Raw genomic sequence first — 13784 nt, forward strand, 5'->3', positions numbered from 1 at the left:
GTCGTGCGGAGACGCCCACTTCAGCAGGCTGTGAGGATGGACACTCGCACCGACGTGCTCTACATAGAATGCCTATGTATCATTGGTGGCATGACCCCCAACGCCTCGGCCGATACGACACTGTCGTCGGATCTGCTGTCCGTCGTCGCCCGGATCAACCGGCTGGCCAACCAGAGGGTTCGTCTCGCGCTTCCGTTCGCCCAGGCGCGGTTGCTGGCCGTCATCGAAGACCAGGGCGCCGCCCGCATATCGGATCTGGCAGCGCTCGACCATTGCTCTCAGCCCACCATGACCACCCAGGTGCGGCGACTCGAGGACGCGGGCCTGGTCTCCCGCATCACCGACCCGGCCGACGCACGTGCCGTGTTGATCAGCATCACGCCCGAGGGCATCGAGGCGCTGGCCGCGGTGCGGGCAGACCGCGGCGCGGTCATCGACCCCTACCTCTCCCGCCTCGACGACGCCGACCGCCAGACCCTGGCCGACGCGGTGCGGGTCATGCGCGCCCTGCTCGAGGACGCGCAGAACCACTGACACCACGCATTTCGCGTTCAACCACGAGGAGGACCCGCCCGATGTGGCGCCAACCCAAGGCCGTCTGGGCCGTCGCGTTCGCTTCCGTCGTCGCCTTCATGGGCATCGGACTCGTCGACCCGATCCTGAAGCCCATCGCCGACAACCTCGACGCATCGCCGTCGCAGGTATCGCTGCTCTTCACCAGCTACATGGCGGTGATGGGCGTGGCGATGCTCATCACGGGAGTGGTGTCGAGTCGGATCGGCCCGAAGCGGACGCTGCTGCTGGGCCTGGCGATCATCATCGCGGGCGCCGGCCTGGCGGGCATGTCGGGCAGCGTCATGGAGATCGTCGGATGGCGGGCCCTGTGGGGCCTCGGGAACGCGCTCTTCATTGCGACGGCGCTGGCCACCATCGTCAACTCGGCACGGGGTTCCGTGGCGCAGGCGATCATCCTGTACGAGGCGGCACTGGGCCTCGGCATCGCGGTCGGGCCGCTCGTCGGCGGCGTCCTCGGCTCGATCTCCTGGCGTGGACCGTTCTTCGGCGTGTCCGTCCTCATGGCGCTGGCGTTGGTCATCACGACGTTCCTGCTGCCCGAAACCCCACGGCCACAACGGGCGACGACGCTGGCCGACCCGTTCCGCGCGCTGCGGCACCGCGGTCTGTTCGGCGTCGGGGTTACCGCGCTGCTGTACAACTTCGGCTTCTTCACGCTGCTGGCGTTCACGCCGTTTCCGCTCGACATGTCGGCTCACCAGATCGGGTTGATCTTCTTCGGCTGGGGCGTCGCCTTGGCCTTCACCTCGGTGGTGGTCGCGCCGCGCCTGCAACACGGGTTCGGCACCATCCGGGTGTTGATCGTCAACCTGCTGTTCTTCAGCCTGACTCTGGTCGTGATGGCGCTCGGCACCGATTCCAAGGCCGTGCTGGCCACCTGCGTGGTGATCGCCGGGCTGTTCATCGGCGTCAACAACACGCTGATCACGGAGACTGTGATGAAGGCGGCCCCGTCGTGCAGGAGCGCAGCGACCCGGGGAATCCAACCCGTAGAGCGTGGCGTGGCGTCGGCGGCCTACAGCTTCATGCGGTTCGGCGGAGCGGCGGTGGCCCCGTGGCTCGCAGGCGTATTGGGCGAGCAGATCAGCGTGCACCTGCCCTTCTGGGTGGGCGCCGGGGCCGTGCTCCTCGCCGCGGTCGTCCTGTTCGCCACCCGCGGACACCTGGCAGGGGTCGACGCGGACGAGGATCCCGAGGACCAGGCGCTCGACGAGGCCACGGCGGTGACGGTCGGCAGCGACTGACCCCCGGCTAGGTGACGGTGGTGCCGATGAGCGTGCCGACCACGTAGGTGGCCGCGATGGCGATCGCACCGAAAGCCAACTGCCGCAGCGACCCCACGACGATGCCCTTGCGGGTGAAGCTCGCGGCGACACCGCCTGCCAGCAGCAGACCGATGCCGCCACACGCCAACCCGAGCCACAGCGAGCCGAAGCCCAGCAGGTACGGGATCAGCGGGACGATCGCGCCGATCGAGAACATCAGGAACGACGACCCCGCCGCCACCCACGGCGACGGCTTCTCCCGGGGATCGACGCCGAGTTCCTGAACGAGGTGAAAGTTCAGCGCCTGGGTCTCGTCGCGGTGGATCTCGTCGGTGGCCTTGGTGGCGGTGTCCTTCGTCATGCCCATCGCCATCAACATCCCGACCAGCTCGGCTCGCTCGGCCTGAGGGTGCTTGCGGAAGGCTCGGCGTTCCACGCGCACCTCCGCCTCGACTTGCTCGTTGGCCGTAGTCACCGAGGTGTACTCACCGAGCCCCATCGAGAACGCGCCCGCAAGCAAGCCCGCGACGCCGGACACCACGACGGTCTGGGCGCTGGCGCTGGCGGCGACGCCGGCAATGAGCGCGGTGTTGCTCACCAAGCCGTCCATCGCCCCGAACGTCGCCGCGCGCAGCCAGCCACCCGACACGTTGGAGTGCGTATGGTCGATCTGATCTGGCAGGCCTTCGGCAGGCGGGCCGTCCGGTTCGGTCATGACGGAGATTCAACTCTCACTCCGATGTGACGATTCGATGAGGCTCCCCTGGGTTTGCGACATCACAGTTTCCCGGCGCTCCCGGCGGGCTACGGTCGAAGTATGACGACCACGGTGTCCTCCACTACCAGCACAGCCGATCACCTGCGCAACGCACTCGACGGCCGTTGGCGCGACGTGAAGAACCGCATGCGCCAAGAACTCTCCAACGAAGTGTTCAAACCGCACTACACGCCCAACACCGTGATTGCCCGCACCAAGGTGACGGAGCAGATGCGGATCATGGCCGCGCAGGGCTCGGCCGAGGACGGCTTCAAGAAGGAGCATGGCGGCAACGGCGACGTCGGCGCCGCGGTCACTCAGATCGAGATGCTGGCGATGTCCGATCTCTCGCTGATGGTCAAGGCCGGCGTGCAGTGGGGGCTGTTCGGCGGGGCCATCGAGAACCTCGGCACCGAACGTCACCACCAGGCGTACGTCAAGAAACTGATCGACCTCGACGTGCTCGGCTGCTTCGCGATGACCGAGACCGGCCACGGCAGCGACGTGCAGTCCCTGGAGACCACGGCCACCTACGACCCGGCCACTCAAGAATTCGTCATCGACTCCCCCACCCGCACGTCGCGCAAGGACTACATCGGCGGCGCCGCGAACACCGCGCGGGTCGCAGCGGTCTTCGCCCAGCTGATCACCCAGGGCGAGGGGCACGGGGTGCACTGCTTCGTCGTGCCCATTCGCGACGACGACGGCAACGACCTGCCGGGCGTGACGACCTCGGACTGCCAGTACAAGGGTGGTCTTCCCGGCGTCGACAACGGCCGCATTCAATTCGACCAGGTCCGCATTCCGCGGGAGAACCTGCTCAACAAGTACGCCGACGTCGCCGAGGACGGCACCTACAGCTCGCCCATCGAGAACCAGGGACGACGGTTCTTCACGATGCTGGGCACCCTGATCCGCGGCCGCGTCACCGTCGGCGGCAGCGCGGGCGCCGCGGCCCGCGTCGCCCTCGACATCGCGACGCGGTATGCGCTGCAGCGCAGGCAGTTCGAGGCGCCGGGCGCCGAGGACGAGGTGCTGATCATGGACTACCTGGTCCACCAGCGCCGACTGTTCCCGCTGATCGCGAAGTCGTATGCGCTGCAGTTCGCCCAGAACGAACTGGTCGCGAAGTGTCACGAGCTGCAGACGGCCGACGACCCGGACGCCGAGGAACAGCGCGAGCTGGAGTCCCGCGCGGCCGGCCTCAAGGCGGCGAACACGTGGCACGCCACCACCGCAATCCAGGAAGCCCGCGAAGCATGTGGCGGCGCAGGCTATCTCGCCGAGAACCGCCTCATCGCGCTCAAGGCCGACACCGACGTGTTCACGACGTTCGAGGGCGACAACCACGTCCTGACGCAGCTGGTCGCCAAGGAACTGCTGACCGCGTACGCCGACGACATCAAGGGCATGAGCCCGGTCGAATGGGTGCGGTTCGCCGCGAACTTCGCCGGGGAGCGGGTCCTCAAGCGCACCGCCGCCCAGACGATCATGCAGACCATCCTCGACACCCGGCAGGACAACGAGGAGGAGGGCTCGCTGTTCAACCGCGGCACCCAGGTCCAGATGTTCGAGGACCGCGAGGAGTACATGCTCGCCTCTGTGGCGCGCCGGCTACAGGGCAAGTCCAAGGAGATGTCGCCGTTCGAGGCGTTCAACGCCGTGCAGGACCACGTGCTGCACGCGGCCAAGGCGCACATCGACCGGATCATCCTGGAGGCGTTCGTCGCCGGCATCGACTCGTGCGACGACGACGACGCCCGCGAAATCCTCAACCTGGTCTGCGACCTTTACGCGCTGTCGGTGATCGAAGCCGACAAGGCCTGGTTCGTGGAGCACCGCTTCCTGTCCACCGAGCGCTCCAAGGCCGTCACCCGCGCGATCAACGACCGGTGCCGCAAGCTCCGTCCGCACGCGCTGCTCCTGGTCGAGGGCTTCGGCATACCGGAACAGCTGCGCTACGCGGAAATGCTGCATCCCGAGCACATTCCGGATGCCGACGAGCACGTCGAGCAGAACGCCGAGTAAACCGGCAGTCGGGTGACTAGGGGCCGGGGACGGGGTCCAGCGCCTTCAGCGCGCCATTCGCGCTCTGGAAGCGCACGGAACCTATGCCGGTCGGGCAGCACGCCTGATCGGCGCCCTGGCGCCACTGGTACTGCACCGTGACGGTGTCCGGGCCGGAGTTCACGATCGCGACGTAGGGCCGCGGCTCGGGGGTCGGGGTGCCGATCGGCGTGCCCGCGTCGAAGAACAGCACCTGCCCTGGCGCATCGGGCGCCGGCGAGGCCGAGGCGACCTGCACCCAGTACAGCGTGCAGTCACCGGTGTTGCCGCGCGCGGTCTCGCGCCACTGCGTGCCCGCGGGCAGCTTCGCGATCTCGGCGGCCACGACGTCGGCAGCGGGCCCGTCGTCGGCCGTGCAGGTACTCGCCGGAGGGGGCTCAGCGCTCGGCGGGCTCCAACCGCAACCCGCGGTGACGAAGGCCAGGAGCGACGCGATGACGATGAAGAGGTTCCGCACGGCACTGAGCCTACGGGTGGCTCCCCCGCCTGGACTCGAACCAGGAACCGTCCGATTAACAGTCGGAAGCTCTGCCAATTGAGCTACAGGGGATCAACCGGTGGTGCGCAGAACATGCCCGCGAACCGAGGCATGACTCTAGCGTACGGAGTCGCGATCATGGGTATCGGGGAGGTCGGACGCCTCGCACCGGCCGTCGTCCGCGATGTGAGGCAGGATGGAAAGCGACGCACCGTATCGAGAAGGAGTCCAGTGATAGGCATCGCCGCCGTGATGGCAGTGGGTTACGTGTTGGGCGCCAAGGCCGGCAGGCAGCGCTACGAGCAGATCGCCGGTACCTACCGGGCGGTCACGGGAAGCCCTCGCACCAAGGCGATCATCGACGCTGGACGCCGCAAGGTGGCCGATCGGGTATCACCCGACCCGCAGATGGTGAACGTGACGCAGATCGACGCCAAGACCTCGGTGCTACTGCCCGAGGGTGAGAGAAAGCGCTAGCCGATTCCCTGGGTCCACGTCGTGCCCGGCAGGATCGGGCCGACGTACCAGCCCGAGTCCGGGCTGTTGCCACCGTTGTACTGGGGCGTGCCGATCGTGAAGCTGTTCCCGGAGTCCGGTCCGTCGAGGCAGATGTTGTCCTCGAGGTTGCCGAAGTGAGCGCGGCACTGGGCCGTGTCGGTCGAGTCGACGCTGGTGAACGCCACGGCGATCGGAGTGGCCACGGCGGCCACGGCCAGGGCGCCTGCGGCGACGAGACGGTGTGCGCGAAGTGTCATGAGTGGCCCTTCCAGGACGTACGAGGCGTGCAGCGCATTCACCATAGCGCCATCGGCGCGCTCACGCAGTAAGGTCGTCGCCGCTGGCCCGTTCGATCAGGCTCTTGCGGTAGGTCTCCAGCGCGATCAGGTCGCCGTAGAGCGCGTGATATTCGTCGCTGTGATCCACTGACGACATGCGGTGCAGCTTGGACTTCATCTCGGCGATCTGCCTGCCGACCCACACTTCCTGCTGACGGGCCAATACGCCGCCGATGTAGCGGGGCAGTCGGTCGTCGTCGACGACGTTGATGCCCTCGACGCTCATCTCGTTGATCAGGCTCGCCAGTTCGGGGGTGGGCACCTTCTCCCGCACGGCTTCGATCCAGTCCGCACCCGACAGACCGGTCGACGTACCGCCCGCAGCCTGAATGGCGGCGCGGATGCCCGCGTACGCCGGATGGGTGAAGCTGTCGGCCGACAGCGAGTCGAACACCGGGCCGGCGATGGCGGGGTACTGCAGCGCCCCCTTGAGCGATTCGCGCTGAGTCCACAGCGTGGGGTCGCGCGGATCCGGTCGCGCCAGCGGCGCCGTGGCAACGGCACGCGGACGGGTCGACGCGTCGTTTCGCCGACCACCGGTGCTGCGGGCGTCCTCGCGCACGCGGCCCAGCACCTGGGCCACGTCCTCCCAGCCCACCCATCCGGCGAGTTGGCGGGCGTACTCGTCACGCAGCGACGGGTCCTTGATCTTGGCGACCATGGGTACGCAGCGGCGCAGGGCCGCGACCCGACCCTCGGCGCTGTCCATGTCGTGCTCGGCCAGCGCGGTCCGAATGGCGAACTCGAACAACGGGGTTCGTCGCGCCACCAGATCGCGCAGTGCGCCGTCACCGGACTTCAGCCGCAGATCGCACGGATCCATGCCGTCGTCGGCGACGGCCACGAACGACTGTCCCGCGAGGTTCTGCTCCCCCTCGAACGCCTTGACCGCAGCCGCCCGTCCCGCGGCGTCGCCGTCGAAGACGTAGATGAGTTCACCGCGAAAGAAGTTGTCGTCCATCATCAGTCGACGCAGCATCGACAGATGCTCGTCACCGAAGGCGGTACCGCACGACGCCACCGCCGTCGTCACGCCTGCCAGGTGCATCGCCATCACGTCGGTGTAGCCCTCGACCACCACGGCCTGATGGCCCCTGGCGATGTCGCGCTTGGCCAGGTCGAGACCGAACAGCACGTTCGACTTCTTGTACAGCACCGTCTCGGGGGTGTTGACGTACTTGGCCTCCATCGGGTCGTCGTCGAACAGCCGCCGGGCGCCGAACCCGATGACCTCGCCGGACGACACCCGGATCGGCCACAGCAGCCGCCGGTGGAAGCGGTCCATCGGGCCGCGCTTGCCCTCGCGGGAGAGCCCAGCCGCCTCGAGTTCCTTGAACTCGAACCCCTTGCCCAGCAGGTGCTTCGTCAGCCGGTCCCACCCCGAGGGCGCGAAGCCGCACCCGAACGTCGCCGCCGCATCGGCGTCGAAGTTGCGCTCCATCAGGTACTGGCGGGCCGGTGCCGCCTCCGCCGACGTCAGCGCCTCGGCGTAGAACTGCTGCGCGGAAGCGTTGGCGGCGATGAGCCTGCTTCGGCTGCCGCGGTCGCGTTGCACGTTGGTGGTCGAACTGCCGGAGTAGGTGACGGTGTAGCCGATGCGGTCGGCGAGCATCTCGACCGACTCGACGAAGCTGACGTGCTCGATCTTCTGCAGGAACGCGTAGACGTCGCCGCCCTCACCGCACCCGAAGCAGTGGAAGTGGCCGTGATTGGGCCGCACGTGGAACGACGGTGACTTCTCGTCGTGGAACGGGCAGAGCCCCTTCAGGGAGTCGACCCCGGCCCGGCGAAGCTGCACGTAGTCGCCCACGACGTCCTCGATGCGAGTGCGCTCACGGATCGCCGCGATGTCGCGATCTGAGATCCGGCCGGCCACCGATTCAGTCTAGTGGCCGTGGCGAACGCGCCTCGTGCACTCGTTCCAACCGGCCCTCGGTGTAGGAGGCGATCTGATCGATCACGACGCGCAACCTGGCCCCGTCGTCCTCGGCCGCCACGAACTCCGGGGCGAACTGCGGGTCGAGGCTGCCCGGTGCCTGCGCCCAGAGCGTCAGCGCCACCTCGTGGATGCGGGTGCGCTGGTCGGCCTGGATCCGCAGGTGACCGTGGTCGGACATGATGAATTGCAGCGCCAGCATCTTCAGCACGGCGACCTCGGTGCGCACCACCGTCGGCACCGCGAGATCCGTGTCGTACCGCCGCAGCGGTCCGTCGCCCGCGGCGGCCCTCGTCTCGGTGATCGCGGCGTTGGCGAACCGGCCGACGAGTTCGCTCGTCATCTGCTTCAGGGCCACCGACGACGCCAGGGTGCCGTCGTACTTGCCGACGTCCGCCACCACGGGAACCTCGGAGAGCCGCTCGCAGGCGGCGAGCAGGTCGTCGATCGTGAGCGAGGGGAACGCGTCGGCGCCCAGCCGGGCGAGCGACGCGGCGGCGTCGGCGTCGGCCAGCACCCGCAGGTCGATGCGCCCGGAGATCACCCCGTCCTCGACGTCGTGCACGGAGTACGCGACGTCGTCTGCCCAGTCCATCACCTGCGCCTCGAGGCACGGGCGCTCCGCGTCGGCGCCATCGCGGACCCACTGGGCCGCAGCCATGTCGTCGTCGTAGAACCCGAACTTCCTGCGGTCGAAGCGCTGCCACGGGTACTTGGTCACCGCGTCCAACGCCGCACGGGTGAGGTTGAGTCCGGCCGAGCGGCCGTCGGCGTCGAGCACCTTGGGCTCCAGCCGGGTGAGGATCCGGAAGTTCTGCGCGTTGCCCTCGAACCCGCCGAAGGGCTTCGAGATCTCGTTCAGCGCCCGTTCGCCGTTGTGGCCGTAGGGCGGATGCCCGATGTCGTGGGCGAGGCCTGCCAGGTCGACGAGGTCGGGGTCGCAGCCGAGGCCGATCGCCATGCCGCGGCCGATCTGCGCGACCTCCAGCGAGTGCGTGAGCCGGGTGCGGGGCGTCTCGCTCTGGCGCGGACCGACCACCTGCGTCTTGTCGGCAAGACGCCGGAACGCGGCGCTGTGCAACACCCGGGCCCGGTCGCGCGCGAAGTCCGTGCGGTGCTCGGCGTTCTCGGTGCCCGGCAGCGCGGCACCCTTCGCCGCTTCGACCACCAGTCGCGCTCGGTCGAAGTCGTCGTAGTCGTCGGTCGTGGTGGTCACCGCCGAACAGTCTGCCAGCACCGCGGCACTCGTTCGCCCACCCACTAGATTGGCGCCATGCGCAGGGAACGTCGAGCGGTCCGCTTCATCGGCCTGCTGCTCGCAGCACTGACCGTCGGCCTGATGACGACGCCGACTGCGTGGGCGGACCGGCCCACGCGGTTGGCGAACTACGTCACCGACGACGCCGGCGTGTTGAGCGCCGGGCAACTCACTCAGGTGCAGACGGCCGTCGACGGCCTCTACGACGCACGCCGGATCCGGCTGTGGGTGGTCTACGTCGACTCCTTCTCGGGCCAGAACGCGGAAGCCTGGGCGCGAAGCACGTTCAGCCTCAGCGATTTACAGGAAACCGACGCCATCCTCGCGGTCGCGACCGGCGATCGCGCCTACGCGTTGCTGGTCCCTACCGAGGCGGCGGGCGGCGTCGATGTCGACACGTTGCGGCGCAACGAGGTCGAACCCGCGCTACGCAGAGGCGACTGGGCTGGTGCCGCCGTCGCCGCCGCAACGGGTCTCGGTGACACCGGCAGCGCGGCCGGGATGAACTGGGTTGGGCTTGTCGCCATCCTCGCGGTGATCGCGATCGCCGTGGTGGTGCTTCTCTTCTGGCGCCGGCGCAGGCAGCGCAAGCGCCGGGAGGCCGAGTTCGCCGCAGCGCAGCGCGTCGACCCGACCAGCCCTGAGGCGCTGGCGTCGCTGTCCATCGACGCTCTCGACGACCTGTCCCGATCGATCGTGGTCGAGGTCGACAACGCCGTGCGCACCAGCGACAACGAACTGACGTTGGCGGTCGACGAGTTCGGCGAGAGGGACACCGCGCCGTTCCGCCGAGCGGTCGACAACGCCAAGACGACGCTCGCCCAAGCCTTCAACGTGCGGCAGATACTCGACGACGCCGTACCCGAGACACCGCAGCAGCGGCGCGACCTGTTGACCAGAGTGGTCGTGGCGGCGGCGAGGGCCGACCGGGAGCTGGAGGCCCAGGGCGAGGCGTTCGCGCAGATGCGCGACCTGGTGATCAACGCGCCGAGCCGGCTCGACACGCTGACCCAGCAGATGGTCGACCTCACCGCGCGCATCGAGCCCGCCCGGCAGCGGCTGACGGCGCTGAACGCTCAGTTCTCCGAGACCGCGCTGCACTCGATCGCCGGAAACGTCGACGCGGCAAGCCATCGCCTGACGTTCGCCGACCAGAACATCACCGACGCGAGGGCACTGGTCGCTCGTCCCGCGGGCAGCCAGGCGGGTTTGGTGGACTCGATTCACGCCGCCGAGTCGGCGCTCGGGCAGGCGCGCACGCTGCTCGACTCGGTCGACAGTGCGGCGACCGACATCAACAGGGCCGTCGCCGGCCTGCCCGATGCGATCGCCGACGGCCAGAGCGGGATCGCTCACGCCGACCAACTGCTCGCCCAGGCGTCGCTCCCCCGGGCGGCCGAACTCCGGGCCGCCCGCGACGCAGCCGCGACGGCGGTGGCGAACGCGCAGAGCAACGGTGGCGCCGACCCGCTGGGCGCTTTCACCGAACTCACCCAGGCCGACGCCGAACTCGACCAGCTGCTGTCGACCGTCACCGAGGAACGGGAGGCGGCCGAACGCATGAGCCGCGCGTTCGATTCGGCGCTGTTCGCCGCGCAGTCCCGGGTGCGATCGGTGTCGGACTTCATCGACACCCGGCGCGGGAGCGTCGGACCCGAGGCCCGCACCCGCCTGGCCGAGGCGGTCCGTCAACTCGACGCCGCACAGGCCAAGCGCGCGACCAACCTCGCCGAGGCGATCGCGCACGCCAACGGCGCGGCCATGCTCGCGGGCCAGGCGCAGACGCTGGCGAACGCCGACGTGAACAACGCCCAACAGAACTACATGGGCGGCGGCGGCTACGGCGGTGGCGGCGGCAGCAATGCGGGCGCCATCATCGGCGGGATCCTCATAGGCAACATCCTGTCCGGCGCGATGCGCGGCGGCTTCGGGGGTGGTGGCTTCGGCGGCGGTGGCGGCTTCAGCCCAGGCTCGTTCGGTGGGTCCGGCGGCGGCGGTGGCGGTTTCAGCGGCGGCGGCGGCCGCTTCTAGGGGTTTTCCCGCGAGCGTGCGTGTCTGCGGGCGACACGCCGCGCAGAAACCCGAGTTCACGCACGCTCACGCCGCGCGGGTCCGCGTCAGTTGTCGCCGGATGCCGAGCACGGTGTCGACCGGCCGCCGCCTGACGTCGTCGTAGACGATCGACGTCACCGTCCAGTCCATCTCGGCCAGCGCCGCGCGTTTCTGCCGGTCCCGGCGCAGGGCTTCGGGGTCGCTGTGCCAGTCGAACCCGTCGTACTCGACGGCGACCTTGCGATCCGGCCACGCGAAGTCGAGCCGCCAGAGCCGGCCCGCCCGGTCGATGAGGTCGTATTGCAGTTCGGGCGTTGGCAATCCGCCGTCGAGCATCACGAGCCGGGCTTCGCTCTCCATCGGGGACTCGGCGCGTGGGTCGGCGAGCGGGATGAGTTCGCGGACGGCCACGATGCCGCGACGGCCGAACTGCTCGACTGCGGCGAAGTGCAGGTCTCGGCGGTCGCACGTGCCGGAGCGCAGTGCGGCGTCGAGTGTCGCCAGCGCCCGCGGTCGACGAAGGCCGCGAGCCACCTCGACCGCGGTCCACGCGGGGGTCGTCGCCCGTCGACCATCGATACGGCCCAGCGGCGCTCCGTCACGACGGTGGACGACCAGCCCATCCGAATTGCGGAGCTGGTGTCGGACCGGGTTGAGGACGTGCAGGTCGGCGTCGCCCTCGGTGTCGAAGCCGTAGGCCGCGGCCGCGGTGCCGAGGCACATCGCGACCTGCTCACCGGCACGAAGGTCGAGCCCGCGCAGCCGAATCCCGTCATCGGGTTCGCCTGCGCAATAGATGCCCGGCCAGACCTTGGTCAGCTCACCGCGATCGATGCGGCGGTCGAGCTGACCCCGGCTCAGCACCGTCAGCAGTTGGCCCGTGCCCGCCACGCCACCCTGAGCTTCGAGCAGCCGTTCCACGCAAGCGTCCACGCGGTCGATCGTGACCTCGCCGGTGATCCCACCGCCAGACCGCTAGGGCAATCTGGGGATGAACTCGCGACTGGGGACAATCGAGCGTGCGTGAACTCGGGTCCTAGCGCGGCGTGTCGCCCGCAGACACGCACGCTCGCGGGAGTAATTACGGGAGTGCCTAGCAGCCCTTGAGGCGCACCGCCAGGTAGTTCGACACCTCGGAGATCGCGACGCGTTCCTGGGTCATGGCGTCGCGCTCACGGATGGTGACCGCCTGATCCTCGAGCGAGTCGAAGTCGATCGTGATGCAGAACGGCGTGCCGATCTCGTCCTGGCGGCGGTAGCGGCGACCGATCGCGCCTGCGTCGTCGAAGTCGACGTTCCACGACCTGCGGAGCTCGGCGGCCAAGTCCCGCGCCTTCGGCGACAAGTCGGCGTGGCGGGACAGCGGCAGCACCGCTGCCTTGACCGGCGCCAGGCGCGGGTCGAGGCGCAGGACCGTGCGCTTGTCGACGCCACCCTTGGCGTTGGGCGCCTCGTCCTCGGTGTACGCGTCGACCAGGAACGCCATCAGCGACCGCGTCAACCCCGCTGCGGGCTCGATCACGTATGGCACGAAGCGGTTCTCGGTCGCCTGGTCGTAGAACGACAGGTCGGTGCCGGAGTGCTTGGAGTGCGTCGACAGGTCGAAGTCGGTGCGGTTGGCGACGCCCTCGAGTTCACCCCACGGGTTGCCCGAGAAGCCGAACTTGTACTCGATGTCGACGGTGCGATCCGAGTAGTGCGACAGCTTCTCCTTCGGATGCTCGTAGAGCCGCAGGTTCTCCGGATTGATGCCGAGGTCGACGTACCACTGGAACCGCGTGTCGATCCAATACTGGTGCCACTCCGGCGCGGTCGCGGGCTCGACGAAGAACTCCATCTCCATCTGCTCGAACTCGCGGGTCCGGAAGATGAAGTTGCCGGGCGTGATCTCGTTGCGGAAGCTCTTGCCGATCTGGCCGATGCCGAACGGCGGCTTGCGGCGCGACGTCGTCACCACGTTCGCGAAGTTCACGAAGATGCCCTGGGCAGTCTCGGGCCGCAGGTAGTGCATGCCCTCCTCGGACTCGATCGGTCCGAGGTAGGTCTTGAGCATCATGTTGAAGTCGCGCGGCGCGGTCCACTGACCCTTCGTGCCGCAGTCCGGGCAGACGATCTCCTCCATCGGAACGGCGTCGGGATCGGCCAGTCCGTCCTTGGCCCCGCGCTTCTCGAAGTAGGCCTCCTGCAAGTGATCCTGCCGATGACGCTTGTGGCAGTTCAGGCATTCGACCAGTGGGTCGTTGAAGACTTCGACGTGACCGGAGGCGACCCACACCTCGCGGGGCAGGATGATCGCGCTGTCCAGGCCCACGACGTCGTCGCGGCCGGTGACCATCGACCGCCACCACTGCCGCTTGATGTTCTCCTTGAATTCGACCCCGAGTGGGCCGTAGTCCCACGCCGACTTCGTACCCCCGTAGATCTCGCCGGACTGATAGACCAGGCCACGGCGTTTCGCCAGGTTCGCAACGGTGTCGATGATGGATGCCACGGGTTCACAGCCTAGTCAGGCGCGTGTCCGGCCATCGCTCTGGCGTAGGCCCACCGGACGATCAATGC

The 13784-nt window shown here is 68.5% G+C and carries 12 protein-coding genes and 1 tRNA gene; 5 read left to right on the plus strand and 8 right to left on the minus strand.

Features of this window, described 5'->3' with window-relative positions; translation table 11 throughout:
* Positions 1-90: 90 nt before the first annotated feature.
* Positions 91-534, plus strand: coding sequence for a MarR family winged helix-turn-helix transcriptional regulator (locus LOK44_RS04385; RefSeq protein ID WP_237568797.1), 444 nt, complete (start codon positions 91-93; stop codon positions 532-534).
* Between the two features lie 41 nt (positions 535-575).
* Positions 576-1820 (plus strand): MFS transporter, encoded by a 1245-nt coding sequence (locus LOK44_RS04390; protein ID WP_237568798.1) that lies wholly within the window; start codon positions 576-578, stop codon positions 1818-1820.
* Positions 1821-1827: 7 nt separating this feature from the next.
* Here LOK44_RS04390 and LOK44_RS04395 read toward each other — a convergent pair whose 3' ends face one another.
* On the minus strand, positions 1828-2556 hold the full coding sequence (locus LOK44_RS04395; protein WP_237568799.1) for a VIT1/CCC1 transporter family protein: 729 nt from the start codon (positions 2554-2556) through the stop codon (positions 1828-1830).
* 102 nt (positions 2557-2658) lie between these two features.
* Here LOK44_RS04395 and LOK44_RS04400 point away from each other — a divergent pair, with 102 nt between their 5' ends.
* Positions 2659-4626: an acyl-CoA dehydrogenase family protein gene (locus tag LOK44_RS04400; protein WP_237568800.1), complete on the plus strand. Its 1968-nt coding sequence runs from the start codon at positions 2659-2661 to the stop codon at positions 4624-4626.
* Between the two features lie 16 nt (positions 4627-4642).
* Here the strand turns inward: LOK44_RS04400 and LOK44_RS04405 are convergent, their stop codons facing one another.
* Positions 4643-5122, minus strand: coding sequence for an LppP/LprE family lipoprotein (locus LOK44_RS04405; protein ID WP_237568801.1), 480 nt, complete (start codon positions 5120-5122; stop codon positions 4643-4645).
* 17 nt (positions 5123-5139) lie between these two features.
* Positions 5140-5215: transfer RNA gene (locus LOK44_RS04410), tRNA-Asn, on the minus strand.
* A 159-nt stretch (positions 5216-5374) separates the two neighbouring features.
* Here LOK44_RS04410 and LOK44_RS04415 point away from each other — a divergent pair.
* Positions 5375-5620, plus strand: a complete 246-nt coding sequence (locus tag LOK44_RS04415) for a hypothetical protein (protein WP_237568802.1) — start codon at positions 5375-5377, stop codon at positions 5618-5620.
* Here the strand turns inward: LOK44_RS04415 and LOK44_RS04420 are convergent.
* From LOK44_RS04420 to LOK44_RS04430, 3 genes are all read right to left on the minus strand, one after another.
* Positions 5617-5898 carry a DUF7155 family protein gene (locus tag LOK44_RS04420; RefSeq protein ID WP_237568803.1) on the minus strand — a complete coding sequence of 94 codons (282 nt, stop codon included), beginning with the start codon at positions 5896-5898 and terminating at the stop codon, positions 5617-5619. The two genes, LOK44_RS04415 and LOK44_RS04420, sit on opposite strands and share 4 nt — an antisense overlap.
* Positions 5899-5959: 61 nt before the next feature.
* Positions 5960-7855 carry a DNA primase gene (gene dnaG, locus LOK44_RS04425; protein WP_237568804.1) on the minus strand — a complete coding sequence of 632 codons (1896 nt, stop codon included), beginning with the start codon at positions 7853-7855 and terminating at the stop codon, positions 5960-5962.
* Between the two features lie 4 nt (positions 7856-7859).
* On the minus strand, positions 7860-9131 hold the full coding sequence (locus LOK44_RS04430) for a deoxyguanosinetriphosphate triphosphohydrolase (protein WP_237568805.1): 1272 nt from the start codon (positions 9129-9131) through the stop codon (positions 7860-7862).
* Positions 9132-9188: 57 nt separating this feature from the next.
* Between LOK44_RS04430 and LOK44_RS04435 the strand changes: the two genes are divergently transcribed.
* Positions 9189-11204, plus strand: a complete 2016-nt coding sequence (locus LOK44_RS04435; RefSeq protein ID WP_237568806.1) for a TPM domain-containing protein — start codon at positions 9189-9191, stop codon at positions 11202-11204.
* Positions 11205-11270: 66 nt separating this feature from the next.
* Here LOK44_RS04435 and LOK44_RS04440 read toward each other — a convergent pair whose 3' ends face one another.
* A complete protein-coding gene (locus LOK44_RS04440) occupies positions 11271-12158 on the minus strand; it encodes a type IV toxin-antitoxin system AbiEi family antitoxin (protein ID WP_237568807.1) in 888 nt (295 codons plus the stop codon).
* Positions 12159-12318: 160 nt separating this feature from the next.
* Positions 12319-13716, minus strand: a complete 1398-nt coding sequence (locus tag LOK44_RS04445) for a glycine--tRNA ligase (RefSeq protein ID WP_237568808.1) — start codon at positions 13714-13716, stop codon at positions 12319-12321.
* Between the last annotated feature and the right edge of the window lie 68 nt (positions 13717-13784).

The sequence above is a fragment of the Mycolicibacterium lacusdiani genome (assembly GCF_021916785.1).
Lineage (GTDB): Bacteria > Actinomycetota > Actinomycetes > Mycobacteriales > Mycobacteriaceae > Mycobacterium > Mycobacterium lacusdiani.

What these genes read in the sequence shown, in the direction of transcription:
- LOK44_RS04420 (WP_237568803.1), bottom strand. Translation starts at nt 5,898, where the DNA reads ATGACACTTCGCGCACACCGTCTCGTCGCCGCAGGCGCCCTGGCCGTG.
- LOK44_RS04435 (WP_237568806.1), top strand. Translation starts at nt 9,189, where the DNA reads ATGCGCAGGGAACGTCGAGCGGTCCGCTTCATCGGCCTGCTGCTCGCA.
- LOK44_RS04395 (WP_237568799.1), bottom strand. Translation starts at nt 2,556, where the DNA reads ATGACCGAACCGGACGGCCCGCCTGCCGAAGGCCTGCCAGATCAGATC.
- LOK44_RS04385 (WP_237568797.1), top strand. Translation starts at nt 91, where the DNA reads ATGACCCCCAACGCCTCGGCCGATACGACACTGTCGTCGGATCTGCTG.
- LOK44_RS04400 (WP_237568800.1), top strand. Translation starts at nt 2,659, where the DNA reads ATGACGACCACGGTGTCCTCCACTACCAGCACAGCCGATCACCTGCGC.
- LOK44_RS04390 (WP_237568798.1), top strand. Translation starts at nt 576, where the DNA reads ATGTGGCGCCAACCCAAGGCCGTCTGGGCCGTCGCGTTCGCTTCCGTC.